Genomic DNA, 23,901 nt, shown 5'->3' on the forward strand with positions numbered 1-23,901 from the left:
AACCCAAAGTATTTATTTCAGACTTTGATCTCCGTCTTTCTTCTCTGCAAGCACTCACTTTTTCGTTTTTTATAAGAACTTTTAGCTGACGGCTGCCCGCTTTAAAACCATCTACCTAAAAAAGCAAGAGCGGCCGGATGCTTCGTGTTATGAGCCGACAAAATAACAACTGGACATTTTTGCAAAAAATAAATCCCTCTTATGTTAAACAGTATGTTCCACTGTCAACACAAGAGGGATCGATCACAAGTTATTACTTAAATTTCCATTATAATTGGCAAGATCATCGGTCGGCGTTTCGTTTTTTCATATAAAAACGGAGCGAGTGTATCGGCTATTTCATTTTTGATTTCCGACCACTGCGTAGTTCTTCTTTCCAATACTTTATTTAAGTGCTTAGTAATCAGTTCTTGGGCATCTTTAATTAAATCGCCGGATTCTCTCATATAAACGAAGCCGCGCGATATAATGTCAGGTCCTGCAGCAATTTTGAACTCTTTCATATTGATGCTGACGACAACGATTACGAGTCCTTCTTCAGATAAAATTTTTCGGTCTCTTAACACAATGTTTCCAATGTCGCCAATTCCGCTTCCGTCAATATAAACGGATCCGGACGGAATTTTACCGGCAATGGATGCTTCGCGGTCGTTCATCGCCAGCACATCTCCGTTATCCATAATAAAACAGTTTTCCTTTGGAACTCCGCAATCGACAGCTAGTTTCATATGCATGATCTGCATTCTATATTCTCCATGAATCGGCATAAAATATTTTGGCTTCATTAACCGCAGCATTAATTTTTGCTCTTCCTGTCCGCCGTGGCCAGATGTGTGGATGTCATTTAACGACCCGTGAATTACTTCCGCACCGGCGCGGAAAAGCAGATTGATCGTTCTTGAAACCGATAAAGTGTTCCCTGGGATGGGCGATGATGAGAAAACGACCGTATCGCCGGGAATAATTTGGATTTGCCGATGAGTTCCATTTGCAATTCGGGACAGAGCGGCCATTGGTTCGCCTTGGCTTCCTGTACATAAAATCACGACCCGATGAGCGGGCAGACGGTTTATTTCATTTGCATCAACAAACGTATCTTTCGGGCAGCGAATGTACCCGAGTTCTTGACCAATTTGGATAGCTGCTTCCATACTTCTTCCAAAAACAGCTATTTTTCGATTGTTTTTAACAGCTGCTTCTGTTACTTGCTGAAGTCGATGAATATTGGATGCAAATGTTGCAAAAATGATGCGGCCGCTTACTTTTCGGAAAATGTCGTGAATGCTTTCGCCGACCCGTCTTTCAGACATTGTAAATTCAGGAATTTCGCTGTTTGTGCTGTCCGATAAAAGACAGAGCACACCTTCTTTGCCGATTTCCGCCATTTTAGTTAAATTTGCAGGTTCCCCGACTGGAGTAAAATCAAACTTAAAATCTCCTGTATGAACGATATTTCCTGCGGGAGTTTTGACAACAATTCCATATGAATCTGGAATGCTGTGAGTTGTACGGAAAAAAGTTACGGCAGTTTTTCTGAACCGAATCACATCATCCTCTTGGATGATGTTTAGTTTAGCTTGTCTTAAAAGTCCATGCTCTTCAAGCTTATTGCGAATCAGTCCGATTGCCAGTTTACCGCCGTAGATTGGTACATTAATTTCCCGCAGCAAATAAGGTATACCGCCTATATGATCTTCATGGCCATGTGTGATGAACAAGCCTTTAATTTTTTCTTGGTTTTTTACTAAGTACGTATAGTCCGGAATCACATAGTCAATCCCTAGAAGTTCGTCTTCTGGAAACTTAATTCCAGCATCAATTAAAATGATTTCATCTTGAAATTGCACACCGTACGTATTTTTTCCGATTTCGCCCAATCCGCCGAGGGCGAATGCTGCTACTTGGTCTCTTTTTACAAATTTCATATACTATCATTTCTCCAATACAGAAAAATTTTCGCTTTGTTTTTCAAATTCATAAAACGGGCCGCTGATCGGTTGAATATATTCTATGTTTATGGAGCGGCCTTTTAATTTTTCACGAACTTCTCTTTCTGATTCCGCTTCAACGAAAAATGTTTTCGTTCTTTCCCGAACAGGCGGTTCATTCGGGTTTTCTTGATAAAAAACTTTAAACATCATTTGCGTAATCTCTCCTTACTTTCCATGTTAAACTAGCTTTTATTATTATAGTCGATTCTGATGGCAAATCCAACCTTCATTGAAAATAACGAAAACCGGGCTAAAGCCGCCCGGTTTCTTTAAGCAATCGATTTTCTGCGAAGCAATTGCTTCCACTGTTTTTTAATTTTTTTCTTCAAACGTTTTAACATATCAACTCCTCCTTCATTAAGATGTCAAAGTCGAGTCCGATTGTATTTACTAATATTATATGCTATTTTTTTATTTTTTTTATGGCTAAACGTGGAAAAGCTCTATTGACATAAAGCGTTTGCATACTATACCGTTTTGTTTAGTATAAATAAGATTTTCACGAAAGAGAAAAGGAGATTGAACATGGGGAAAAAATTTATTTTTTTTGATATAGACGGTACTTTATTGGATCATGATAAACGTTTGCCGGAATCTACTCTTGACGCGGTCTCCCGTTTGAAAAAAGCCGGACATCACGTCGCCATCTCAACCGGCCGCGGCCCTTTTATGTTTAAAAAGCTAAGAGAAGAGCTCGGAATCCATTCTTATGTCAGCTATAACGGACAGTATGTTGTGCATGAAGGAGAAGTCATTTATGAAAATCCTTTGAAGGTCGATGCGTTGGAGCAATTAATCGAAGCGACTGAAAATACTGATTACCCGCTTGTATTTTTGAGTGAAGAAGATATGAAAGCAAATGTGGAAGATCATCCGTTTATTCATGAAAGTTTGAAATCTTTGCACCTCTCGCATCCTGAGTGCAGACCTGATTATTTTCAAGAAAAACATATTTACCAAGCGCTTTTGTTTTGCAAAGAAGGAGAAGAAGAACAGTTCAATATTTCTGAAGAGATAAAATTTGTCCGCTGGCACCAGCTTTCAACTGATGTTGTTCCAAAAAAAGGGTCGAAAGCAGAAGGGATCAAAAAGATAATGGATATGCTTGGCGTTAGCCGTCAAGATGTGGTTGCTTTTGGAGACGGTTTGAATGATATAGAAATGATCTCGTTTGCTGGAACAGGCGTTGCTATGGGTAATGCTGTTTCGCATGTGAAAAAAGTAGCTGATTTTGTTACAAAGCCTGTTGATGAAGATGGAATATTTTATGCTGCAAAGCAATTGCAGTTGATATAAATCCCGAAGCTAAACTTAAAAAAAATGCCTTGCAAAGGCGATTTCAAATGGTAGTGTGCACAAAAAGTTTCTCTTTATGAACAAAAAATCCCGAAAGAACTATTCGGGATTTTTTGCATGGATTTTCGTTTTGCTTCAAAATATTCCGCGGCTTGGATGCCGGGCGCTAACTTCTGGCTTCATCTGTCAATTGGAGTTGCATTTTCCGGTTCTTTAAAAGGATTCTCTTTATTGATCCGATCATAAAACATAATGCCGTTTAAATGATCTATTTCATGCTGAAACACAATAGCGACAAGACCTTTTAAACGAAGGTCGACTTCATTGCCTTCAAGGTCAACCCCTTTGACGCGGATGCGTGCATAACGCGGAACATATCCTGGAACCTCTCTGTCAACGGAAAGGCATCCTTCACCGCTTGTTAAATAACTTTGTTCCACTGAATGGCTTACAATTTTTGGATTAAACAGGCCGTACGAATATAATTTTCCTTTTTCATCCGTCACATGGACGGCAATCATTCGTTTTGATACATTAATTTGCGGGGCGGCAAGACCGATCCCAGGCCGCAATCCATATTTTTCTGCAATCTCTGGATCTTGACTGTTTTTTAAGTATTGAAGCATCTCCGCTAAAATTTTTTTCTCCTCTTCAGAAGCGGGCAATTCCACTTCCTTGGCAACTTGACGAAGAGTTGGATGTCCTTCCTTAATAATATCTTCCATTGTAATCATTGCTAATCACTCCTGAACCTATATCAACAAATTTCATTATACATAAATCTTTTAAAAGAAACAAAAAAGACTTGCCCGAAAATCGGACAATCAACAATTAATAGTTTAAGCAGGCAGCCCCAACAATAATGAGCAAAATAAAAAGCACAGCGATCAATACAAATGTCCAGTTTGAAACTGGAAAATATCCGTATGATGGGTAATGATAAGACGGATTGGAATAATAATGCATCTCTTTCACCTCCACATAAGGACTTTGTATCGCCTTATTTAGGTCAAATGTCTATATCATCGTATGATGAAGCAAAATAAAGGTATAGACGTTTGCCTAGAAGACTTCCTTATTTATATAAATTCTTCATTTTATTAGGTAAAACAACACGCTCCCCGAATAAATGATTTGCTCCAATCTGTATCTGTAATAGTGATACAGAATTATCTGTTGTATTAGTACAGATTTAAAAATAAAAATATTTCCAATAATTTTGAAAACGTTTTATATGTTGTTTTAAATATAAACAAATTAATTGACGCATGTGAAAAAAGAGTGTACACTATGAAGTGAATTAAATGTGTATTACTATTTTTAATAAAAAAATTAATACAGTTTGTCAAACAATCTTGCAATGTACTTGACGATTTTGGCAATAAAAGCTCCGTTATGTGTGTCTCCATGAACAATTTGGGGTAATCTAGTTTTATGGATGAATTTAAAGGCTGAGAAAATGAAACGAAGAGGTGTGTTGAATGGCAAAAAAGGCGAAAAATGTTGTCGTTGACAGCGAAAAGCAATTTGATGCGATTCGCAAGGAATTCCAAACGTTCCAAATTTTAAACGAAAAAGGCGAAGTCGTGAATGAAGATGCGATGCCTTCCCTTTCTGATGAAGAATTAAAGGAATTAATGAGACGAATGGTATTCACCAGAGTGTTGGACCAGCGCTCAATTTCTTTAAATCGTCAAGGTCGTTTAGGTTTTTACGCACCGACTGCCGGACAGGAGGCATCGCAAATTGCTTCTCATTTTGCCTTGGAAAAAGAGGATTTCATTCTCCCGGGCTATCGTGATATACCGCAGTTAGTTTGGCATGGATTGCCTTTGTATCAAGCATTTTTATATTCCCGCGGGCATTTTCATGGAAACCAAATACCTGAAGACGTAAACGCTTTTTCACCGCAAATTATTATCGGCGCCCAATATGTGCAAGCTGCAGGAGTGGCATTAGGCTTGAAAAAACGCGGCAAAAAAGCAGTTGCTGTTACGTATACAGGTGATGGAGGAACGTCTCAAGGCGACTTTTACGAAGGAATAAACTTTGCTGGGGCATTTAAAGCACCTGCTATTTTCATCGTTCAAAACAACCGGTTTGCAATTTCAACACCTGTAGAAGTGCAAACTTCCGCTGAAACACTTGCACAAAAAGCAGTTGCAGCTGGAATTCCGGGTATACAAGTAGATGGAATGGATCCTCTTGCTGTATATGCAGCTGTGAAGGAAGCGCGTGAACGGGCAATAAACGGCGAAGGTCCGACATTAATTGAAACATTATGCTACCGCTACGGTCCGCATACAATGGCTGGAGACGATCCAACGAGATATCGGGCAAAAGAGCTTGATGACGAGTGGGAGGCAAAAGATCCGCTTGTTCGTTTCAGAAACTTCCTTCAAGCAAAAGGATTGTGGAGCGAGGAAGAAGAAAACGAAGTTATCGAAAAGGCGAAAGAAGATATAAAAGAAGCAATCAAAAAAGCGGATGAAACTCCAAAACAAAAAGTGACAGACTTAATCAACATTATGTTTGAAGAAGGAAGCTGGCCTTATAACCTAAAAGAACAATATGAAATTTATAAAGAGAAGGAGTCGAAGTGAGCATGGCGCAAATGACAATGATTCAAGCAATCACTGATGCGTTGCGTACGGAACTGAAAAACGACGAAAATGTGTTAGTATTTGGGGAAGATGTTGGTGTAAACGGCGGTGTGTTCCGTGCAACAGAAGGACTTCAAAAAGAATTCGGCCCAGACCGAGTTTTTGATACACCTCTGGCAGAATCAGGAATTGGCGGCTTAGCAATCGGTTTAAGCACACAAGGCTTTCGTCCGGTAGCTGAAATTCAATTCTTCGGTTTTGTTTATGAGGTTATGGATTCCATTTCTGGACAAATGGCGCGTTTGCGTTATCGCTCCGGGGGTCGCTGGCATGCTCCGATCACCATTCGTTCTCCTTTCGGCGGCGGCGTTCATACCCCTGAGCTTCACGGGGACAGCTTGGAAGGCTTGATGGCGCAGCAGCCTGGTTTAAAAGTCGTTATTCCTTCCACCCCTTATGATGCAAAAGGGTTGCTTATTTCAGCAATTCGGGATAATGATCCGGTCATTTTCTTGGAGCATATGAAGCTTTATCGTTCCTTCCGTGATGAAGTTCCGGAAGAAGAATATACAATTCCGATCGGCAAAGCGGATATAAAACGTGAAGGGAAAGATATTTCGATCATCACTTACGGGGCAATGGTGCATGAATCTTTAAAAGCTGCTGACGAACTTGAAAAAGAGGGCTTTTCAGCAGAAGTGATCGATTTACGAACAGTAAGTCCGCTGGATATAGAAACGATTATTGCTTCAGTAGAGAAAACAAACCGCGCGATTGTCGTGCAGGAAGCCCAAAAACAAGCAGGAATTGCTGCTAATGTTGTTGCAGAAATTAATGAAAGAGCGATTCTTAGCTTGGAAGCTCCAGTTTTCCGCGTGGCAGCTCCGGACACTGTCTATCCATTCTCACAAGCGGAAGATGTATGGCTTCCAAACTACAAAGATATCGTTGAAACGGCTAAAAAAGCATTGAATTTCTAATTGGCTAAAAAGAGGAGCATCATCTTTTCTTCTTTTCGGCCATCAACTGAAAATTATTTAGGAGGTTGAAATCTGTGGCTTTTGAATTTATAATGCCGGATATCGGTGAAGGCATTCATGAAGGTGAAATAGTAAAATGGTTTATCAAACCTGGTGATGAAATCAATGAAGATGATGTTCTTTGTGAAGTGCAAAATGACAAAGCAGTAGTTGAAATCCCTTCCCCTGTAAAAGGAAAAGTATTAGAATTAAAAGTGAATGAAGGGGAAGTTGCAACTGTCGGTCAAGTATTAGTCACAATTGATGCTCCAGGTTATGAAAATCAATCAAAAGGCGATGAAAGCGGTCAAGCAGCAAAAGAAGAAAAGCCTTCCACAGAAGAGCAAAAAGTGGAAAGCAACGCTTCACAGTCTGCTTCAGAAGACGTAGATGTTAACCGACGCGTTATTGCAATGCCGTCCGTCCGAAAATATGCGCGTGAAAAAGGCGTTGATATTCGATTGGTACAAGGCTCAGGAAACGGCGGGCGCATATTGAAGGAAGATATTGATGCTTATCTGAAAGGTGGACAAGAAGAAGCAAAACCTGTCGAAAACGTGGAAAAAGAAGCTGCAACAGGCGTATCGGCAGGAGAAAAAGCAGCGCCGGCTCCGGTTGTCCTTGAAGGAGAATTCCCAGAAACCCGCGAGAAAATCAGCGGTATTCGAAAAGCAATTGCAAAAGCGATGGTTAAATCGAAGCAAACTGCGCCACATGTAACATTAATGGATGAAGTCGATGTAACAGAGCTTGTTGCACATCGGAAGAAATTTAAAGCTATTGCGGCAGAACAAGGCATTAAGCTTACATATTTGCCTTATGTTGTCAAAGCTTTAACATCGGCACTTAAAAAATATCCAGTATTAAACACGTCATTTGATGATGAAACAGAAGAAGTTATTCATAAGCACTATTACAATATCGGAATTGCAGCTGATACGGAAAAAGGACTTTTAGTTCCTGTTGTCAAACATGCAGATCGAAAATCGATTTTTGAAATCTCTGCAGAAATTAATGAATTGGCAACAAAAGCGCGTGAGGGCAAACTTACTCCAAATGAAATGAAAGGCGCATCATGCACGATAACCAATATCGGTTCCGCTGGCGGCCAATGGTTTACTCCTGTCATTAATCATCCAGAAGTAGCCATTCTAGGTCTCGGACGCATTTCTGAAAAACCGGTTGTGAAAAACGGAGAAATCGTTGCAGCCCCTGTTTTGGCGCTGTCTTTAAGCTTTGACCATCGAATGATCGACGGTGCAACTGCACAAAATGCGCTTAACCATATTAAGCGTTTATTGCATGATCCCCAATTATTACTAATGGAGGCGTAATAAATGGTAGTAGGAGATTTCCCGATTGAAACTGACACTCTCGTCATAGGAGCTGGTCCCGGCGGCTATGTGGCTGCAATAAGAGCTGCGCAATTAGGGCAAAAAGTTACGATCGTTGAAAAAGGATCTCTTGGCGGCGTCTGCCTCAATGTTGGATGTATTCCTTCTAAAGCATTAATTAGTGCAGGACACCGTTATGTAGAGGCAAAAGAATCAGAAGATATAGGAATAAAAGCTGAAAATGTAACACTAGACTTTTCTAAAGTGCAAGCTTGGAAAGAAAGTGTCGTCAAAAAACTTACAGGCGGTGTTGAAGGCCTTTTAAAAGGAAATAAAGTTGAAATTGTAAAAGGCGAAGCATATTTTGTTGATCGCAACACCGTCAGAATCATAAACGAGAATTCAGCTCAAACGTATAAATTTAAAAATGCAATCATTGCAACTGGCTCCCGTCCAATTGAAATTCCAAGCATTAAATTTTCTGAGCGAGTCATTGACTCAACTGGAGCGTTGTCCCTGCAAGAAGTTCCGAAAAAAATGGTTATTATTGGCGGGGGAGTCATTGGCATAGAGCTTGGAACTGCTTATGCGAATTTCGGCACTGAAATTTTGATTATTGAAGGAGACAAAGAAATTCTTCCAGGATTTGAAAAACAAATGACAGCTCTTGTAAAAAGAGCGTTGAAGAAAAAAGGAAATGTCGAAATTCATACTAGCGCACTTGCAAAAGGTGTTGAAGAAACAAAAGACGGAGTAAAAGTGACATTTGAAGCGAAAGGAAAAGAGCAAGTAGTGGAAGCGGACTATTGTTTAGTTACAGTAGGACGCAAACCAAACACTGATGAACTTGGTCTCGAACAAGTCGGAGTAGAAATCGATGAAAAAGGCTACATTAAAATTGACAAACAGTGCCGGACAAATATTTCAAATATTTATGCTATCGGCGACATCGTTCCAGGACCTTCACTTGCTCATAAAGCTTCATATGAAGGGAAAATTGCTGCAGAAGCGATTTCTGGAAAACCTTCTGAAATCGATTATAACGGAATTCCTGTCATTGTCTTCTCAGAACCTGAGTTGGCTTCTGTCGGATATACGGAACAACAGGCTAAAGACGAAGGAATTGACATTGTGGCAGCTAAGTTTCCATTTGCAGCAAACGGCCGCGCATTGTCATTAAATGCAACCGATGGATTTGTAAAATTGATTACACGAAAAGAAGACGGCCTTGTTATTGGGGCTCAAATCGCAGGTGTCAGCGCATCAGATATGATTGCTGAACTTGGACTTGCGATCGAAGCAGGCATGACGGCAGAAGATATTGCCTTGACGATTCATGGCCACCCGACATTAGGAGAAATTGCAATGGAAGCTGCCGAACTTGCACTTGGAACACCGATTCATATTATAAATAAGTAATGCAGCCCAAAGGGGCAGTCTAATAAGTCGTTTTTTCGGCTTATTGACTGCCCCTTTTAATGTTTAATAACGTTGATATATCGGTGTTTATGATTATTTGTTTTCAATGGGGATTTGACTTTTTGGACAACCCCTTTATGATGAAAAATAAATGATGGAACAATTCTCTCACTGTTGTGAAAGTTTTTTTCACAAAAATATGTTGTGCAGAGATTTTGAGCACAAATCCTATTTAACTAAAGAATCTTCTCAGCGCTTAATTACCTCAAACCGACATTCTCATTATTCGGAAAGCACTTCTGAGACCGGCTCTACAATTTCATCTTTTGTTGAAACTGATCCTTTAATATGCAAAATGATGCCGTCATGATCCATCACGATAATGGAAGGATATGTTTTAATATTAAACCGTTTAGATTCAGGATGATCAGCTTGGTAGATCATCATATTGTCCATTTCCTCTGGAAATTGTTTTTTTAAATCTAATAAAGCATCGTAGTAAATTGATTCTTTTTCCATCATTTTTTGGTCGGTAAAAAAAAGAATTTGTTTTTTGTCGGAGCTTGAAATCGAGTGATCGTCTTTCGGATCAGCAATACAAGATGACAATAGAAGCAGTACGGCAACGGTATAGGTATATGCAATAAATTTCACCATTGTCCTACCTCTTTCGTTTAAAGAAAACTGGTAAAATGTGTTCATTTTTTCTTAACGCCATTTTAACATATTTAATTCCGCCACTTTTGAATGTTATGCAAATGTTACAAAAATAAAATATTATTTAAACAAATTAAAAAATTCAAATCGTGTACGAGAAGTATGATATATAGAGCGAATGTTTGAGTTGTTGGGTTGTAGACTTTAGATGCACGTAATGGATCATACTCAGCAATCATGTAATGCTAATGATCATAAAGATAAAGGTCATTTGAAAGCTACTTTGAACCAAAAAAATGTCCCCATCCCCATATAAAATGTACAAAACTTTAATTGTAACGGATAAAATCAATTTACATATTTTTTAATGCATAAAAAAATAAATGTGTTATACAATTTTCTGCTTGACGAATATAATGTGACATATTAATATATAACTATCAGGTCATTTTGTCTCCACTTTATTCTTTATGACGCTATATGGAAAAGGGGAATACAGGATGGGAACAATTGTCTGTCAAGACTGCAATTCAACAATTCATTTCTTTGATGATGAAAAAGTTACGGTATTGTATGGTAAATGCAACAATTGCTGTACAGAAAAGAATCGTAAAAAAAGCAATCATCAATAACATATTGAATAACACGTGTAACAAAGGGGTTTAAGATAAATGGGCTGTCTTTAAGGCAGCTTTTTTTTATGTAAAGCAAATGCTGGTGATCTTAATGGAATGGATGCTTGCAGGATTGTGATTGAGAGCTAAGACAGAAAAACATCGTTTGAATTCATTTTTTATCAATTCACCTTTGTCTTTTTCAGTAAGTACGGTCATTGCGGTTTTTAAGTGTTAAAACGACAGCGATGCGGTTTGTAAAGATTGATGAAACATATACCAAATGTCACTTGTGCATAAAAGGTTGGATGAAAAATTTATTGGAGTTACGACAAATTTCGCAGCCAATATTGGAACTGGCAGCAATTCGATATAGCGAAGTTTGTTATCGATGTCTTTGCAATAAAAGTATAAAAAGTGGTGTCTATTCCATTCATTAGGCGGTAAAATGTAGCTAAAGGATTTTTGTGAAAGGAGCTTTACAATGGAGGTAATGGCAGCAAGCGTCTTTTCGGCAATTATTATATTTATTACTGTCTTTTCTATGATAAGGGTATTCATCATCGCTTTTAAGAGGAAAGAAATAACGCTTCGGGAGTTCATCATCTTCACCATATCTTCAATTGTTACAGGTTTAATTATTGCTTCCGTTTTACCGTTTGTTTATCAAAAAATATTTCATTACATCTATTAACTATTTTTTTAATGAAAGACCTTCCCCACGAAGCAGGAAGGCCGTCGTCCATATTTTAGTTATGTATTAGCACTTTTTACAGAAGCATTCGTAGTCAATTCCTTATTAGAAAGTCCTTTATTTTTCAAAAACATACTGACTCCAATTAAAGATAACGCTCCGCCAATCATTTGGGAAATAGATGTAGCTTCTCCTAAAAATAAGTATGCTAATATAATTGCCCCTATTGGTTCACCTAAAATACTCATTGAAATCGTCGTAGCATCCAAATATTTTAAAAGCCAATTAAATAATGCGTGACCAAAAATATTGGGGACTAGTGCTAGAAGTACAAATATGCCCCAATCATGAACTGAATAATGAATCAGCGGGATCTCGTAACTAAGATTGTAAATCAATAATACAAATCCACCTATAAAGAACACACAAAAACTATATATTGATGTTGGAATTTTTTTGCATAATACTTGTCCAAAAAGCATATGAATGGCTACTGCTAACGTTCCTGCTAATGAAAGGAAATCTCCATATAATGCTTTTGTAGAAAGATTAATATCTCCCCATGCAATAATGATTGAACCGCTAACAGCTATAATAATACTCACAATCCCAATAAGGTTTGTTCTCTCTTTAAAAATAAAATAAGCTCCGATCATAACAAATACAGGCTCTAATGTAGTTATAATCATTGAACTTGCTACTGTTGTATATCTAAGGGAATCCATCCAAAATAAGAAATGAAAACCTAGGAAGATTCCAGATAAAAGTAGTTGAATCCAATCCTTCCATTGAATGTTAATAGCTCCTGTTTTGATTTTCTTCCAAGGGAGAAACGGCAGCATAACGATCACCGTAAAAAGCAGTCTATACATTCCTAATATAGATGCAGGTGCATCAGACCATTTAACAAAAATAGAAGAAAATGAAATAGAAATAACACCAATTAGTAAAATAAAAATAGGCGGAACGGGAAATTGATATTCTTTCATTGTTGTCGCTCCTTTTAAAAGAATTGAATATTATTATAAATTAAATACGGTAATGGTTTTAGCCATTACCGCAGCAAAATTATTTTATGGTCGATCTTCAGCAAAATTTGGTTTCATCCGTTTTTCGACTTGTCCTCGAATGTATGGATTTATAAAGCTTCTTCAGCGATTTCTCATTTAATCGGTTTATGCTCTTTAATAACGCGAATGTAGGAAAGAGTTGGATCTTCTGTACCTTGAACAGGCAGGCCGGCATCTAAATTTTTTCGGATGTAATGTAAATTTTCTTTAGTGATGATTTCTCCTGGTATGAAAATCGGTATGCCCGGTGGGTACACCATGACAAATTCTGCAATAATGCGTCCGACAGATTGTTCAAAAGGCACCATTTCCGTCTCTGCATAAAAAGCATCTCTAGGTGTCAGCGCCAAAACAGGAATATCGGGCAGAAGGACAGAGACTTCCGCTTGCTTGTTTGCCTGATGGGAAAATTCTTTTGACAAAGCACGAAGCGCTTTTATTAAAAGTGATGTTTCATATTCTGTATCACCAGGCGTGATCAGACAGAGCAGATTGTACAGATCGGAAAGCTCCACTTCAATGTTGTATTGTTCTCTTAACCACAGCTCTGCATCATATCCCGTTATGCCTAGTTCCTTCACAGAAATAATTAATTTTGTCGGATCATAATCATACGTTGCATTCGTTCCCAAAATTTCTTCTCCTACACAATATAGATGATCAATTTTGTTAATTTCGTATCTTGTCTGATTCGCCAATTGAATCGTTTGCTCTAATAATTCATAGCCCTTCGTTGCCAACTGCTTTCGAGCTGCATCCAGTGATGCAAGAAGCAAATAGGATGTCGATGTCGTAGTCAGCATGCTTAAAATCGATTGAACACGGTCAGGAGACACAAGACCTTCCCGAACATTTAAAATAGAGCTTTGCGTCATCGATCCTCCCAGCTTATGAACGCTAGTTGCCGCCATATCTGCCCCTGCCTGCATGGCGGATAATGGCAGCTTGTCATGAAAATGAATGTGGACGCCGTGCGCTTCGTCTACAAGAACAGGGACATTATATGAATGAGCAATATTTACGATTTGTTTTAAATCAGCTGAGATTCCGAAATACGTTGGATTAATAACTAAAAGCCCTTTTGCATCAGGATATTGCTGAAGAGCTTTTTCAACTGATTCTGTCGTTATTCCGTGAGAAATGCCGAGGTTTTTATCCACTTCAGGATGTATAAAAACGGGGGAAGCCCCTGAAAAAATGATTGCTGACATGACCGATTTATGAACATTTCTTGGAACAATAATTTTATCTCCAGGTCCGCAAACCGACAGGACCATTGTCATAATGGCTCCGCTCGTACCTTGTACCGAGAAAAAGGTGTGATCGGCACCGAAAGCTTCAGCAGCCAATTTTTGTGCTTCTTTAATAATTCCTTTTGGCGAATGAAGATCATCCAAAGGACCGATATTAATTAAGTCCATCGCCAGAGCATTATGTCCGATAAATTCTCGGAATTTTGGCTCCATTCCGGCTCCTTTTTTATGGCCGGGAATGTGAAATTGAATTGGATTTTTTTGAATATGTTCTAAAAGACCTGTAAACAATGGTGTATCATGCTGTGACAATTTTCCTTTTCACCTACTTTTTAAAGGTTCCCCAAAATTAAAAACAAATGAAATTATAGCACTTTCCTTTAAAACCTGCAAAAGGCATTAAATAGGGTTTTTAATATCTTTGTGCTTCTCTTTGTTTTGAGCTACGTTTTTATAAAGAAGGAATTTAATGCGTGGAAAAAGAATAATACGAAATGGGGAGGGGGAAACATGGTATTTTCAACAAAAATTACCGAATTGCTAGGGATTAAATATCCGATCATTCAAGGGGGACTTGCTTATTTAGCGTATTCAGAATTAGCAAGTGCAGTAAGCAATGCAGGAGGGCTCGGTCAAATCACGGCTATGTCTCTTCCGAATCCAGCTGCGCTTCGAGAGGAAATACGGAAGGTGAAACAAAAAACGGATAAGCCGTTTGGAGTGAACTTCGCCATCGGTCAGCATGGCCGTCCATTTTCCGATATGCTTGATGTGGCGATTGAAGAAAAAGTGCCGGTCATTTCCATCACTGGCGGGAACCCGGCTCCGCTTTTTGACCAATTAAAAGGTATCGATGTAAAAAAACTAGTTCTCGTTGCGGCAAGAAGACAAGCGGAGAAAGCGGAAGAGCTTGGAGCAGATGCAGTGATGGTCGTCGGACAGGAAGGCGGCGGTCATTTAGGAAAAGACGATATCGGCAATTTCGTATTAATTCCACAAGTAGTGGAAGCTGTCTCCATTCCGGTGATTGCTTCTGGAGGCATTGCGGACGGGAGGGGACTAATGGCAGCATTGGCTCTTGGAGCTGAAGGGATTGAAATGGGAACTCGTTTTATTGCAACGAAGGAATGCGTTCATGCACACCCGTTATATAAAGAAGCAATTGTCAACGGTACTGAACTTGATACCGTCATTATTAAAAGGTCGTTAGGGGCACCAGGTCGGGCACTTCGAAATAATTGGACCGAAAAAATTTTGGAAATTGAAAGAGAAAGAGGAGATTATGAGTCGCTAAAAGATTTCATTAGTGGAGAAGCGAACAAAAAATATATTTATGAAGGCAAAATCGAGGAAGGATACGCATGGGCCGGTCAATCTATAGGGCTGGTAAAAAATATTCCGTCCGTTGCGGAACTGTTTGACGAAATCATTGAACAGACGAAGGAGATAAGGCGGAAATGGTCCAGCATTGCTTAATTGTTTTTCAAAAGAAATAATGGTCAGCGATGCAGCGCATCCTGACCATTTTTAAACAGTGCTTTTTTGTGTGATTTGATAAAGCGGCATTAACGTTTTAAACGTCTCGTCAACCTTTTCCAAAAATTGCTCCCTGCTCATGGAGAGAACTTCATTTTTTGGAAGGTTGATGCCGCATAACATTTCTGCTTTTTTCACCGATTGCAGACGTTGAAAAATTCGTTGAAAATCTTCGTCAGATAAATTTTTTTGTTTTTCCGCATCTGGTTTTGTATGATCGGCTGACCAGAAATAATCTTCAGGAATTTGCTTTCGAATTTGCTGCCAATTCTGTAGAAATTGTTTTCCGATTTCTTCTTTCACAGGGGATTCATAAATAATGGCAAACCAAACAAAGACGTGTGTGCTCCATAATCCGATTTGAAAATGAGGGAGCTTCTTATAACCCCGTTTACTGTTTGCAAATGCAACCCATGTGTCATTGGGAGGATGAACGGTACGGCGGGCATGTTTTGCTACATGATAAAATATTTCATCTCCCGTCAAAGCAGACAAAGTAGGTGCAAAATGCTGTCCCAGCGCTTCAAGTTTTGGGCGCACCCGCTTTTTTAGCTCATCCATTCTCGCTTCTAAACCGTCTATTTGAAAAACTTCAAAATCTTCCTTCACAAATGGCACAAAATCCATAAAAATCCTCCTTGTGTTGTTTGTCCACATTGTAGCACAAACCGACAGAGAAAGAAAAATAATGTGGGTGAAATATTGCAATGAAAAAGGTGAAAAACTTGATTTTCTCCATTTCTTTACAGTATGCTAAAAAAGGTGATTGAATAGAAAGTGGGTAAGATAGATGAACTGGCATGAAATAGATCAAAAAGCAAAGCAATGGATTTATGAGGCTGGTGAAAGAATTCGCCAATCATTTCAACAAAAGCTGGTCGTTGAAGCGAAATCAAGTCCAAACGATTTAGTGACGAATATTGACCGGGAAGTAGAGCATTTCTTTTGGGAAAATATTCGCAAAACGTTTCCGGAACACAGCATTTTAGGAGAAGAAGGTTCCGGTCATGAATTGAAATCATTGGACGGTATCGTTTGGATAATTGATCCGATTGACGGCACAATGAATTTTGTACATCAAAAGCGGAATTTCTGCATTTCGGTTGCTGTTTTTGCGGATGGTGTCGGTCAAATAGGACTGATTTATGATGTCGTCAGAGATGAAATGTACCATGCGATAAGGGGGAACGGCGCCTATTTAAACAAAACGGAGCTTCCGCCGTTACAAAAGAAAACAATAGAAGAATCCATCATCGGCTTGAATGCATCATGGCTGGTGGAAAACAGACGAATTGACCCATCAATATTAAGTCCGCTTGTCAAACGTTTAAGAGGAACGAGATCATTTGGTTCAGCCGCTCTTGAATTTGCCTATGTAGCCGCAGGCAAGCTGGACGGCTATATTACAATGAGACTTGCTCCTTGGGATTTTGCGGCAGGTTTAATCCTTGTCGACGAAGTAGGCGGGGTTACGACAACGCTTGACGGAAAACCAGTCGATTTACTTAAAAAGCAAAGCATTTTCACCGCTAACCAAACCATTCATCAACAAATTATCGAGGAGTATATTAAAGGGAAAATATAAAGCTGCAAATGCTGTTGACAGCTTATAGATCATCACAGCTTACTAAAAAACAAGCATGAAGAAAGCAGTATAAAAAGTCTCTTATAAAAATACGAAAGAGTTGGTATCGTTCGGCAAACTACACATCGTGATGGCAGGCGAGAAAAATGGAACAAGTGTGGAGCAATGAAATGTTGTAGCAATCAACGTTTTGTAAATAGGGCTAAAAATCGGGTTGTTTAAAAATTTACATAAAATGGAACTTCTTTGTATCCATTCCATTTCTGGCTGGTCTTTTGAAAAAAGGCTATTGTAAATGAGTTTTAGCTAAAACCGAACATATTGTGAAACAAAAGATGGGTCTTTGTAGGTTTGAAAGAAACTAATGCCATGTAATAAAGCCCCTCTATCAGTAGAGGGGACGATCTATGTATCATAAACCGTTTGAAAGTATAAAATGGTCGATGCCAAGATGTAAATTCTTTATAATAATCCTCTCTCTCGCATTTTCTTTTTTTGGGTAAAGCCGAGTCCAAATACAATAATAATTCCAATGATGCTAACAACTACTCCCAACAGGCTGCCAGCCCCTATTGCAAAGCCGACCGACACAATAAGCAGCGCCGCAATGGTGGCGAGAACCCAAAATATCCATTTTCCGTTGCCCATTCCCATCCTCCTTTCATCAATCCAAGACGAAAACCATTAATAGCCTTTAAGCCTCTTTCCATCTTTAGTTTATCGAAAAACGTTCAACGTTTCCACAGTATTTATGGTATAATAGCCTAGGTTCAGTTTAGCAAATAGGAGATGACAGTGTGAAAGTTAGAAACGACTTACGCAATATTGCTATTATCGCGCACGTAGACCATGGGAAAACAACATTGGTTGACCAATTGCTTCGCCAATCAGGAACGTTCAGGGAAAATGAACAAGTGGCGGAGCGCGCATTAGATTCCAATGACTTGGAGCGCGAGCGCGGAATCACCATCTTAGCCAAAAATACGGCGATTGAATATAAAGGAACGACCATTAATATTTTAGATACGCCTGGTCATGCCGACTTTGGCGGAGAAGTAGAACGAATTATGAAAATGGTCGATGGCGTGCTACTAGTTGTCGACGCCTATGAGGGCTGCATGCCGCAGACAAGATTTGTTTTGAAAAAAGCGTTGGAACAAAACTTAACACCGATTGTCGTCGTGAACAAAATTGACAGAGAGTTTGCCCGGCCTGAAGAAGTTGTCGATGAAGTGCTTGAGCTGTTTATTGAGCTTGATGCAAACGATGATCAATTAGAATTTCCGGTTATTTATGCTTCGGCCATCAACGGAACGGCAAGCACAGATCCAACTAAACAGGATGAAAATATGGAAGCTCTATTTGATGCGATTATCGAACATATTCCTGCACCTGTTGATAACAGCTCAGAACCCCTTCAATTCCAGGTGGCGCTGCTGGATTACAACGACTATGTTGGGCGGATCGGCATCGGCCGCATTTTTCGCGGAGAGATGAAAGTCGGACAACAAGTCGCATTAATGAAGCTTGACGGAAGTGTGAAGCATTTCCGTGTTACGAAAATGTTTGGATTTAAAGGATTAAAACGATTGGAAATTGAACAGGCAAAAGCTGGTGATCTTGTCGCTGTTTCTGGAATGGAAGACATTAATGTCGGGGAAACGGTTTGTCCGGTTGATCATCAAGAGGCGCTACCTGTTCTTCGGATTGATGAACCGACGCTGCAAATGACGTTTTTAGTTAACAACAGCCCTTTCGCAGGCAGAGAAGGAAAATATGTGACGGCGAGAAAAATCGAAGAAAGGCTGCATGAACAACTGCAAACAGATGTTTCGCTAAGAGTGGAGCCGACGGATTCCCCGGATAAATGGATAGTATCAGGGCGAGGCGAGCTTCATTTATCCATTTTAATTGAAAACATGCGCAGGGAAGGGTATGAGCTGCAAGTTTCGAAGCCTGAAGTAATTGTAAAAGAAATCGATGGAGTACTTTGCGAACCGGTTGAACGGGTGCAGGTGGACGTTCCAGAGGAATACACAGGTCCTGTCATGGAATCATTGGGCGCGCGCAAAGGGGAAATGGTCGACATGATCAATAACGGAAATGGACAAGTCCGCTTGATTTTTATGGTGCCATCGCGCGGATTAATCGGCTACACGACCGAATTTATGTCTTTAACAAGAGGATACGGCATCATAAACCATTCGTTTGACTCGTATCAGCCTATGCAAAAAGGACAAGTTGGCGGAAGGCGTCAAGGGGTTCTTGTTTCAATGGAAACAGGAAAAGCTACCTCTTATGGCATTCAACAGGTCGAAGATCGCGGAACGATTTTCGTTGAACCCGGAACAGACGTGTACGCTGGGATGATTGTCGGTGAACATAATCGTGAAAATGACCTTGTTGTGAATATATGTAAAGTAAAACAACAAACAAATATCCGTTCTTCGACGAAAGAACAAACGGTCGGAATGAAAAAAGCTCGGATCATGTCGTTGGAAGAAGCACTTGAATATTTAAATGATGATGAATATTGTGAAGTCACGCCTCAATCGATTCGTTTAAGAAAGAAAATCTTGGATAAAAACGAGAGGGAAAAAGCAGCGAAAAAGAAAAAACTGTCAAGTCAAAGCTAATGAGTGAAAGGGGGAGGGACGTAGTGACAGAAGAACAAGTAATTGAAAGGCTGTCTTTTTTTGCGCGTCTTTTCCGTGTTCATGAGCAGCATGATGTCGGAATGTGGTATTTGTATATTACCATTCTGATTTTATCAATTATTGTATATAAACTGGGATTTGCTAAGAAGCTCCCGATTTTAAAGTCTGCTATAATCTATTTATTTCTCGCTTTGGGCTGTACGGTGCTGACGTTTTTGGCAATTTTTCTGCCGATTGCAGAAGGATTGGTAGTCGCTGTCCTTATTTTAAGCATATATAAAATTCGGCTTTACTATTCGAAAAAAAATGAAAACAACACATAGCTTTAAAGAAAATACAAACAGATGTCGGTATGTGCCAGTGCGCACCACCTTCATCTGTTTAACTTTTTTCTGAGTATTTTTCTGTTCTCAAAAAAGCTCATTCCTTTTTCTTTCGCGGTACAAACGGAACTTTCCGGTTGATAGTCTTTTGTTTGTTTTTTCCGTAATTCGATTATAGCAAGTATTGCACATATATGTATGAATCGGTCTATTCCTCAGCTGTTTTGCCTTCAATGATTCGTCATCAATTGTTTCGATTTTATCGCATAAAACACATTTGACTTTCATCTTGCTTCTCACACTTTCTAATCAAATTTTTAAGCTTTGTACAACGTTGTTCGTCTCAGCATCAAAAGGCTTCGATGATAGTTTGGATTGCTTCCAGACAACACGCCTCTATACTCGCTCGCCTCTCGCATAGTATATCACGTTTTGCTTCCGCTCACACAATTTCTTTTGCAACTTTGCAAAAGAATCAAGCCAGCAGCAGCTTTATAGGACTTACACACAATACAATTTCTATAAGAAAAGACAGAAAAATAAGCTATTGAGCCACTTTCGAGCATTGCAAAAAACATTGTGAGACAGGTCAATACTCTTTATCCAAACCAGAGCCATTTGCATTTCCGTTCCGACTTGGGATCGTGAATCATCCGGCGATAGTCAAGCTATTAAAATGAATAGACATACTGATCTTCAGCCGCGCAGGTCGATAGTGAAACAATGTTTTATGAGTTGTTATTTTATTAAATATGATAAAACATCATCGGATTTTGACTAAAAGGTGTTGAAAGCAATGAAAAACGCTTAAGCTTCGGACTTAAGCGTTTTAATGTCTTTATTGTTGTTTTTGGTTTGATTGATCACGCTGTTCTTTATTCAGCTCTTGATTTTTTGACTTCGGAAGCTGATCTTTTTCATTCATCGGCTGCTTTTGTTGATTGTCTGTCGCGTCACCAGGAAGATCCGGCATCAATCTTCCGACGATTTGAGCGAGCTCATCTAGAATGCCGCCAATGGGCCGGCCGTTTTGAATTTCCTCTCCAATTTGGCGGATTCGTTCATTTGTGTCTGGATCGGCAATAACTACAGCATAAGCCCCGTAAGGATCGTTTTTTAATGATTCTGCAACGGAATACTTAATCGATTCTACTTTTGAACGATCCAGCTTTTTGTCGACATCAATTCCGACGACTGCATAATTTCCAAGAACAACTGCAGTTGCATCATTTACATCTGGAACATTTTCGGCTATTTTTGCCAAGCGGCGGGCGATTTCCTGGCCGGATTTGCGATCAACATTTTCCCGCACGGAATCTTTGACAGTAATTGTTCTTGAATAGTTTTCACCACGATTTTCCTCTCGTGCATTTTCGTTTGTGGAACAACCGTTTAAAATAAAGCTGACAAGCAAAATAAACATCAAAAAGCTGCGCATGCTATCACTCCTTTTCTTACAAGTAAGGTGTAAAGTAGTCCATTACTTATTTCGTGCTTCCGTCTTTGACGAATAACATTGGTTCTAGCTACAAAACTTATAAAGAAGCCTGAATCTTTCGGAGTTAACTCCCGACTGGATTGTAGAAGACATCGGCTTTGGCAGCATCTTTCTTTATTTATTGTTTAATAAACCTTCTATCTTTATTCATAAAGACATATATTTTAGCTAAGGAAGCCTCCAATAATTTCGGATGAGGGAGGAAGAAAGATTGGGTAAGATATATGTGCTGGATACGAATGTTTTGTTGCAGGATCCGAATTCCATTTTTTCCTTTGATGAGCACGAAGTTGTAATACCTGCCGTTGTTCTTGAAGAGGTGGATTCCAAAAAAAGATATATGGATGAAGTTGGACGAAATGCGCGCCAAGTTTCAAAAATCATTGATCAGTTGAGGGAACAAGGGAAATTGCACGAAAAAATTCCTCTGCCAAACGGCGGATCTTTAAGAATTGAATTAAATCATCGTTCGTTTCATGATCTGCAGGAGATTTTCGTAGAAAAAACAAATGATAACCGAATTTTGGCAGTAGCCAAAAATTTATCACTGGAAGAGCAATCAAAGAAAGATGGAAAATCGGTAATTTTAGTCAGCAAAGATGCTTTAGTGAGAGTGAAGGCAGATGCGATTGGACTTCATACTGAAGATTTTCTGAGCGATCGTGTAGTAGAAATTGACCATATCTATACAGGGTTTCTTGACCTTTACATAAGTATGGAAAACTTAAACCGATTTTATGAGAAAAATGAGCTGCTGCTGTCGGAAATAACCAATCATCCTTTTTATCCAAATCAATTTATTTTGCTGAAGGATGTTTTAGGAGGCAAATCATCTGCCATTGGGATTGTCGATAAAACAGGGAAAAGATTGAAAAAGCTTGTTTTTCAGCATGACCATGTTTGGGGAATTCAGCCGAGAAATGTTCAACAAACGATGGCATTCGAACTATTAATGAGACACGATATTCAGCTCGTGACTTTGATCGGCAAAGCAGGTACAGGAAAAACGCTTTTGGCTTTAGCGGCCGGGCTGATGCAAACAGAAGACATGGAATCATATAAAAAGCTTCTTGTCGCCAGACCAATTGTTCCAATGGGAAAAGATATCGGTTTTTTGCCGGGAGAAAAAGAAGAAAAACTGAGGCCTTGGATGCAGCCGATATGGGATAATTTAGAATATTTATTTAATACGAAAAAAGCTGGCGAGCTTGATGCGATTTTAGCAGGTATGAATTCGATCGAGGTGGAGGCGCTGACTTATATTCGCGGCAGGAGCATCCCGGAACAATTTATCATCATCGATGAAGCGCAAAATTTGACGAAACATGAAGTGAAGACGATTTTAACAAGAGTTGGCGAAAAAAGCAAAATTGTGTTGATGGGGGATCCAGGACAAATTGATCATCCTTATTTAGATGAATATAACAATGGGTTGACCTATGTAGTGGAAAAATTTAAAGATCAAGCAATTGCCGGGCATGTAAAATTACTGAAAGGCGAACGATCCCAATTGGCGCAAATAGCAGCAGATTTGTTATGAAAAAGTGAGATGTTGTAGTTTCAAAAGCCTCAGGGGTCAGAGATAAAAGTGTGAGCTTTGCAGCAGCTGATTTATCTTAAGCTCTTTGCAGCATCCAAAAAGATTTTTTGCGCTAACATTTGCGATTCTGCTCAAATTGTGAGCAATGGAAAAAAAAGGACTGTCCAGAAAGTCAAATCGCCATTGAAAACAAAAATCATAAACACCAATATATCAACATTTCTAAAACATTCATGGGGGCGTCAATAAGCCGTAAAACGACTTATTAGACACCCCCAAAAATTATTTTACGATTATTGCTCTCACCTTTTTAATTGGATCATGGCGGTTCGAGCCATCTCCGTAAATGATGTGGACAGGGCCGTCTTCTTTTAGCGGTTTTCCTTCCTTGCTGAATGCCAAAATGCATTCTTCTGCTTTTTCAATCGGCATTTCGACTTCGCCGTTTTCGGTTTCAAAAACGACCGTTTTGGCGTTCGTTAACGGTTCAGCATTTGATAAAAACGGTTTAAGCGGCATGCCGAAAGTCCCGGTAAGCACCTTTTCTTTTTCAAATTTTTGTTCCGTTTTTAAAGTAGGCGGAAATACAGCTCCCTCCTGAATCTCCCGTTGCCATTGATTTGCTGTTTTTTGCACATAGTCCTCTTCTATGTTTTCCTCTTTGCGGCCTTGATCAAAATATGTATTTAAATCAATGCGGCGGTCATCAAAGATCCAAACACCTGGGTCCAAAGTAATTGGAAATTTTACATTCCCTTTCATTTGAATAATATCGCTCATGAGCATCCCTCCACGTTAAAGTATAAGCGCTT

General features: G+C 39.3%; 24 protein-coding genes. 12 read left to right on the forward strand and 12 right to left on the reverse strand.

Translation table 11 applies throughout. The features are described from left to right. Positions 1 to 257: 257 nt before the first annotated feature. Both rnjA and NSQ44_RS07725 read right to left on the reverse strand, forming a co-directional pair. Positions 258 to 1,925: a ribonuclease J1 gene (rnjA, locus tag NSQ44_RS07720; RefSeq protein WP_063389638.1), complete on the reverse strand. Its 1,668-nt coding sequence runs from the start codon at positions 1,923 to 1,925 to the stop codon at positions 258 to 260. A gap of 6 nt (positions 1,926 to 1,931) precedes the next feature. Then, positions 1,932 to 2,141, reverse strand: a complete 210-nt coding sequence (locus NSQ44_RS07725) for a DNA-dependent RNA polymerase subunit epsilon (RefSeq protein WP_063389639.1) — start codon at positions 2,139 to 2,141, stop codon at positions 1,932 to 1,934. A 375-nt stretch (positions 2,142 to 2,516) separates the two neighbouring features. Between NSQ44_RS07725 and NSQ44_RS07730 the strand changes: the two genes are divergently transcribed. Then, positions 2,517 to 3,287 (forward strand): Cof-type HAD-IIB family hydrolase, encoded by a 771-nt coding sequence (locus NSQ44_RS07730; protein WP_144596957.1) that lies wholly within the window; start codon positions 2,517 to 2,519, stop codon positions 3,285 to 3,287. A gap of 179 nt (positions 3,288 to 3,466) precedes the next feature. Here the strand turns inward: NSQ44_RS07730 and def are convergent, their stop codons facing one another. Together def and NSQ44_RS07740 are read right to left on the reverse strand one after the other, a co-directional pair. After that, complete coding sequence (def, locus tag NSQ44_RS07735) at positions 3,467 to 4,021, reverse strand: peptide deformylase (RefSeq protein ID WP_063389641.1); 555 nt, start codon at positions 4,019 to 4,021, stop codon at positions 3,467 to 3,469. A gap of 97 nt (positions 4,022 to 4,118) precedes the next feature. Continuing rightward, positions 4,119 to 4,253, reverse strand: coding sequence for a YjcZ family sporulation protein (locus NSQ44_RS07740; protein ID WP_082829604.1), 135 nt, complete (start codon positions 4,251 to 4,253; stop codon positions 4,119 to 4,121). A gap of 515 nt (positions 4,254 to 4,768) precedes the next feature. Here NSQ44_RS07740 and pdhA point away from each other — a divergent pair. The 4 genes from pdhA (at position 4,769) to lpdA (ending at position 9,662) form a co-directional block, all read left to right on the forward strand. Beyond that, positions 4,769 to 5,890 carry a pyruvate dehydrogenase (acetyl-transferring) E1 component subunit alpha gene (gene pdhA, locus NSQ44_RS07745; protein ID WP_340856382.1) on the forward strand — a complete coding sequence of 374 codons (1,122 nt, stop codon included), beginning with the start codon at positions 4,769 to 4,771 and terminating at the stop codon, positions 5,888 to 5,890. A gap of 2 nt (positions 5,891 to 5,892) precedes the next feature. Continuing rightward, positions 5,893 to 6,870, forward strand: coding sequence for an alpha-ketoacid dehydrogenase subunit beta (locus NSQ44_RS07750; RefSeq protein ID WP_063389643.1), 978 nt, complete (start codon positions 5,893 to 5,895; stop codon positions 6,868 to 6,870). 74 nt (positions 6,871 to 6,944) lie between these two features. Continuing rightward, positions 6,945 to 8,243 carry a dihydrolipoamide acetyltransferase family protein gene (locus NSQ44_RS07755; RefSeq protein WP_340856384.1) on the forward strand — a complete coding sequence of 433 codons (1,299 nt, stop codon included), beginning with the start codon at positions 6,945 to 6,947 and terminating at the stop codon, positions 8,241 to 8,243. A 3-nt stretch (positions 8,244 to 8,246) separates the two neighbouring features. Then, positions 8,247 to 9,662: a dihydrolipoyl dehydrogenase gene (gene lpdA / locus NSQ44_RS07760; protein WP_340856385.1), complete on the forward strand. Its 1,416-nt coding sequence runs from the start codon at positions 8,247 to 8,249 to the stop codon at positions 9,660 to 9,662. A gap of 282 nt (positions 9,663 to 9,944) precedes the next feature. Here lpdA and NSQ44_RS07765 read toward each other — a convergent pair whose 3' ends face one another. Then, positions 9,945 to 10,319: a hypothetical protein gene (locus NSQ44_RS07765; protein ID WP_094245636.1), complete on the reverse strand. Its 375-nt coding sequence runs from the start codon at positions 10,317 to 10,319 to the stop codon at positions 9,945 to 9,947. A gap of 500 nt (positions 10,320 to 10,819) precedes the next feature. On the opposite strand from NSQ44_RS07765, the gene NSQ44_RS07770 reads away from it, so the two are divergent. After that, a complete protein-coding gene (locus NSQ44_RS07770) occupies positions 10,820 to 10,951 on the forward strand; it encodes a GapA-binding peptide SR1P (RefSeq protein WP_082830423.1) in 132 nt (43 codons plus the stop codon). A gap of 466 nt (positions 10,952 to 11,417) precedes the next feature. Next, entirely contained in the window at positions 11,418 to 11,627 is a 210-nt protein-coding gene (locus NSQ44_RS07775; protein ID WP_130158509.1) for a hypothetical protein, read from the forward strand. A 59-nt stretch (positions 11,628 to 11,686) separates the two neighbouring features. On the opposite strand, the gene NSQ44_RS07780 is transcribed toward NSQ44_RS07775, so the two are convergent. Further along, positions 11,687 to 12,616: a DMT family transporter gene (locus tag NSQ44_RS07780; RefSeq protein ID WP_340856389.1), complete on the reverse strand. Its 930-nt coding sequence runs from the start codon at positions 12,614 to 12,616 to the stop codon at positions 11,687 to 11,689. 173 nt (positions 12,617 to 12,789) lie between these two features. Beyond that, a complete protein-coding gene (locus NSQ44_RS07785; protein WP_063389649.1) occupies positions 12,790 to 14,262 on the reverse strand; it encodes an aminotransferase class I/II-fold pyridoxal phosphate-dependent enzyme in 1,473 nt (490 codons plus the stop codon). A gap of 198 nt (positions 14,263 to 14,460) precedes the next feature. Here NSQ44_RS07785 and NSQ44_RS07790 point away from each other — a divergent pair, with 198 nt between their 5' ends. Continuing rightward, positions 14,461 to 15,426 carry an NAD(P)H-dependent flavin oxidoreductase gene (locus tag NSQ44_RS07790; protein ID WP_340856392.1) on the forward strand — a complete coding sequence of 322 codons (966 nt, stop codon included), beginning with the start codon at positions 14,461 to 14,463 and terminating at the stop codon, positions 15,424 to 15,426. Positions 15,427 to 15,477: 51 nt separating this feature from the next. Here the strand turns inward: NSQ44_RS07790 and NSQ44_RS07795 are convergent, their stop codons facing one another. Next, a complete protein-coding gene (locus NSQ44_RS07795) occupies positions 15,478 to 16,113 on the reverse strand; it encodes a YktB family protein (protein WP_063389651.1) in 636 nt (211 codons plus the stop codon). A gap of 163 nt (positions 16,114 to 16,276) precedes the next feature. Between NSQ44_RS07795 and NSQ44_RS07800 the strand changes: the two genes are divergently transcribed. Next, positions 16,277 to 17,071 carry an inositol monophosphatase family protein gene (locus NSQ44_RS07800; RefSeq protein WP_144596967.1) on the forward strand — a complete coding sequence of 265 codons (795 nt, stop codon included), beginning with the start codon at positions 16,277 to 16,279 and terminating at the stop codon, positions 17,069 to 17,071. 462 nt (positions 17,072 to 17,533) lie between these two features. Here the strand turns inward: NSQ44_RS07800 and NSQ44_RS07805 are convergent, their stop codons facing one another. Then, positions 17,534 to 17,719 (reverse strand): DUF5325 family protein, encoded by a 186-nt coding sequence (locus NSQ44_RS07805; protein WP_063389653.1) that lies wholly within the window; start codon positions 17,717 to 17,719, stop codon positions 17,534 to 17,536. A 149-nt stretch (positions 17,720 to 17,868) separates the two neighbouring features. Here NSQ44_RS07805 and typA point away from each other — a divergent pair, with 149 nt between their 5' ends. Together typA and NSQ44_RS07815 are read left to right on the forward strand one after the other, a co-directional pair. Beyond that, the gene (typA, locus tag NSQ44_RS07810) at positions 17,869 to 19,707 is read left to right on the forward strand and encodes a translational GTPase TypA (RefSeq protein WP_094245652.1); all 1,839 of its coding nucleotides are present in this window, start codon (positions 17,869 to 17,871) and stop codon (positions 19,705 to 19,707) included. Positions 19,708 to 19,730: 23 nt separating this feature from the next. Continuing rightward, entirely contained in the window at positions 19,731 to 20,051 is a 321-nt protein-coding gene (locus NSQ44_RS07815) for a YlaH-like family protein (protein ID WP_232515525.1), read from the forward strand. Between the two features lie 87 nt (positions 20,052 to 20,138). Here NSQ44_RS07815 and NSQ44_RS07820 read toward each other — a convergent pair whose 3' ends face one another. Together NSQ44_RS07820 and NSQ44_RS07825 are read right to left on the reverse strand one after the other, a co-directional pair. Continuing rightward, a complete protein-coding gene (locus NSQ44_RS07820; RefSeq protein WP_063389656.1) occupies positions 20,139 to 20,339 on the reverse strand; it encodes a YlaI family protein in 201 nt (66 codons plus the stop codon). A 550-nt stretch (positions 20,340 to 20,889) separates the two neighbouring features. After that, a complete protein-coding gene (locus NSQ44_RS07825) occupies positions 20,890 to 21,489 on the reverse strand; it encodes a YhcN/YlaJ family sporulation lipoprotein (protein ID WP_340856396.1) in 600 nt (199 codons plus the stop codon). A 253-nt stretch (positions 21,490 to 21,742) separates the two neighbouring features. Between NSQ44_RS07825 and NSQ44_RS07830 the strand changes: the two genes are divergently transcribed. Next, on the forward strand, positions 21,743 to 23,089 hold the full coding sequence (locus tag NSQ44_RS07830) for a PhoH family protein (protein WP_445659498.1): 1,347 nt from the start codon (positions 21,743 to 21,745) through the stop codon (positions 23,087 to 23,089). A gap of 282 nt (positions 23,090 to 23,371) precedes the next feature. Here the strand turns inward: NSQ44_RS07830 and NSQ44_RS07835 are convergent, their stop codons facing one another. After that, positions 23,372 to 23,869, reverse strand: coding sequence for a peptidyl-prolyl cis-trans isomerase (locus NSQ44_RS07835; RefSeq protein WP_340856402.1), 498 nt, complete (start codon positions 23,867 to 23,869; stop codon positions 23,372 to 23,374). Between the last annotated feature and the right edge of the window lie 32 nt (positions 23,870 to 23,901).

The sequence above is a fragment of the Aeribacillus sp. FSL M8-0254 genome (genome assembly GCF_038008845.1).
Taxonomy (GTDB): Bacteria; Bacillota; Bacilli; order Bacillales; family Aeribacillaceae; genus Aeribacillus; species Aeribacillus composti.

Coding starts and splice junctions, on each gene's coding strand:
- NSQ44_RS07770 (WP_082830423.1), top strand. CDS start 10,820: ATGGGAACAATTGTCTGTCAAGACTGCAATTCAACAATTCATTTCTTT.
- NSQ44_RS07730 (WP_144596957.1), top strand. CDS start 2,517: ATGGGGAAAAAATTTATTTTTTTTGATATAGACGGTACTTTATTGGAT.
- NSQ44_RS07725 (WP_063389639.1), bottom strand. CDS start 2,141: ATGATGTTTAAAGTTTTTTATCAAGAAAACCCGAATGAACCGCCTGTT.
- pdhA (WP_340856382.1), top strand. CDS start 4,769: ATGGCAAAAAAGGCGAAAAATGTTGTCGTTGACAGCGAAAAGCAATTT.
- NSQ44_RS07835 (WP_340856402.1), bottom strand. CDS start 23,869: ATGAGCGATATTATTCAAATGAAAGGGAATGTAAAATTTCCAATTACT.
- NSQ44_RS07830 (WP_445659498.1), top strand. CDS start 21,743: ATGAGGGAGGAAGAAAGATTGGGTAAGATATATGTGCTGGATACGAAT.
- NSQ44_RS07805 (WP_063389653.1), bottom strand. CDS start 17,719: ATGGGCAACGGAAAATGGATATTTTGGGTTCTCGCCACCATTGCGGCG.
- NSQ44_RS07765 (WP_094245636.1), bottom strand. CDS start 10,319: ATGGTGAAATTTATTGCATATACCTATACCGTTGCCGTACTGCTTCTA.
- def (WP_063389641.1), bottom strand. CDS start 4,021: ATGATTACAATGGAAGATATTATTAAGGAAGGACATCCAACTCTTCGT.
- NSQ44_RS07790 (WP_340856392.1), top strand. CDS start 14,461: ATGGTATTTTCAACAAAAATTACCGAATTGCTAGGGATTAAATATCCG.
- NSQ44_RS07780 (WP_340856389.1), bottom strand. CDS start 12,616: ATGAAAGAATATCAATTTCCCGTTCCGCCTATTTTTATTTTACTAATT.
- NSQ44_RS07750 (WP_063389643.1), top strand. CDS start 5,893: ATGGCGCAAATGACAATGATTCAAGCAATCACTGATGCGTTGCGTACG.
- NSQ44_RS07775 (WP_130158509.1), top strand. CDS start 11,418: ATGGAGGTAATGGCAGCAAGCGTCTTTTCGGCAATTATTATATTTATT.
- NSQ44_RS07820 (WP_063389656.1), bottom strand. CDS start 20,339: ATGAAAGTCAAATGTGTTTTATGCGATAAAATCGAAACAATTGATGAC.
- lpdA (WP_340856385.1), top strand. CDS start 8,247: ATGGTAGTAGGAGATTTCCCGATTGAAACTGACACTCTCGTCATAGGA.
- NSQ44_RS07795 (WP_063389651.1), bottom strand. CDS start 16,113: ATGGATTTTGTGCCATTTGTGAAGGAAGATTTTGAAGTTTTTCAAATA.
- NSQ44_RS07825 (WP_340856396.1), bottom strand. CDS start 21,489: ATGCGCAGCTTTTTGATGTTTATTTTGCTTGTCAGCTTTATTTTAAAC.
- rnjA (WP_063389638.1), bottom strand. CDS start 1,925: ATGAAATTTGTAAAAAGAGACCAAGTAGCAGCATTCGCCCTCGGCGGA.
- NSQ44_RS07800 (WP_144596967.1), top strand. CDS start 16,277: ATGAACTGGCATGAAATAGATCAAAAAGCAAAGCAATGGATTTATGAG.
- NSQ44_RS07740 (WP_082829604.1), bottom strand. CDS start 4,253: ATGCATTATTATTCCAATCCGTCTTATCATTACCCATCATACGGATAT.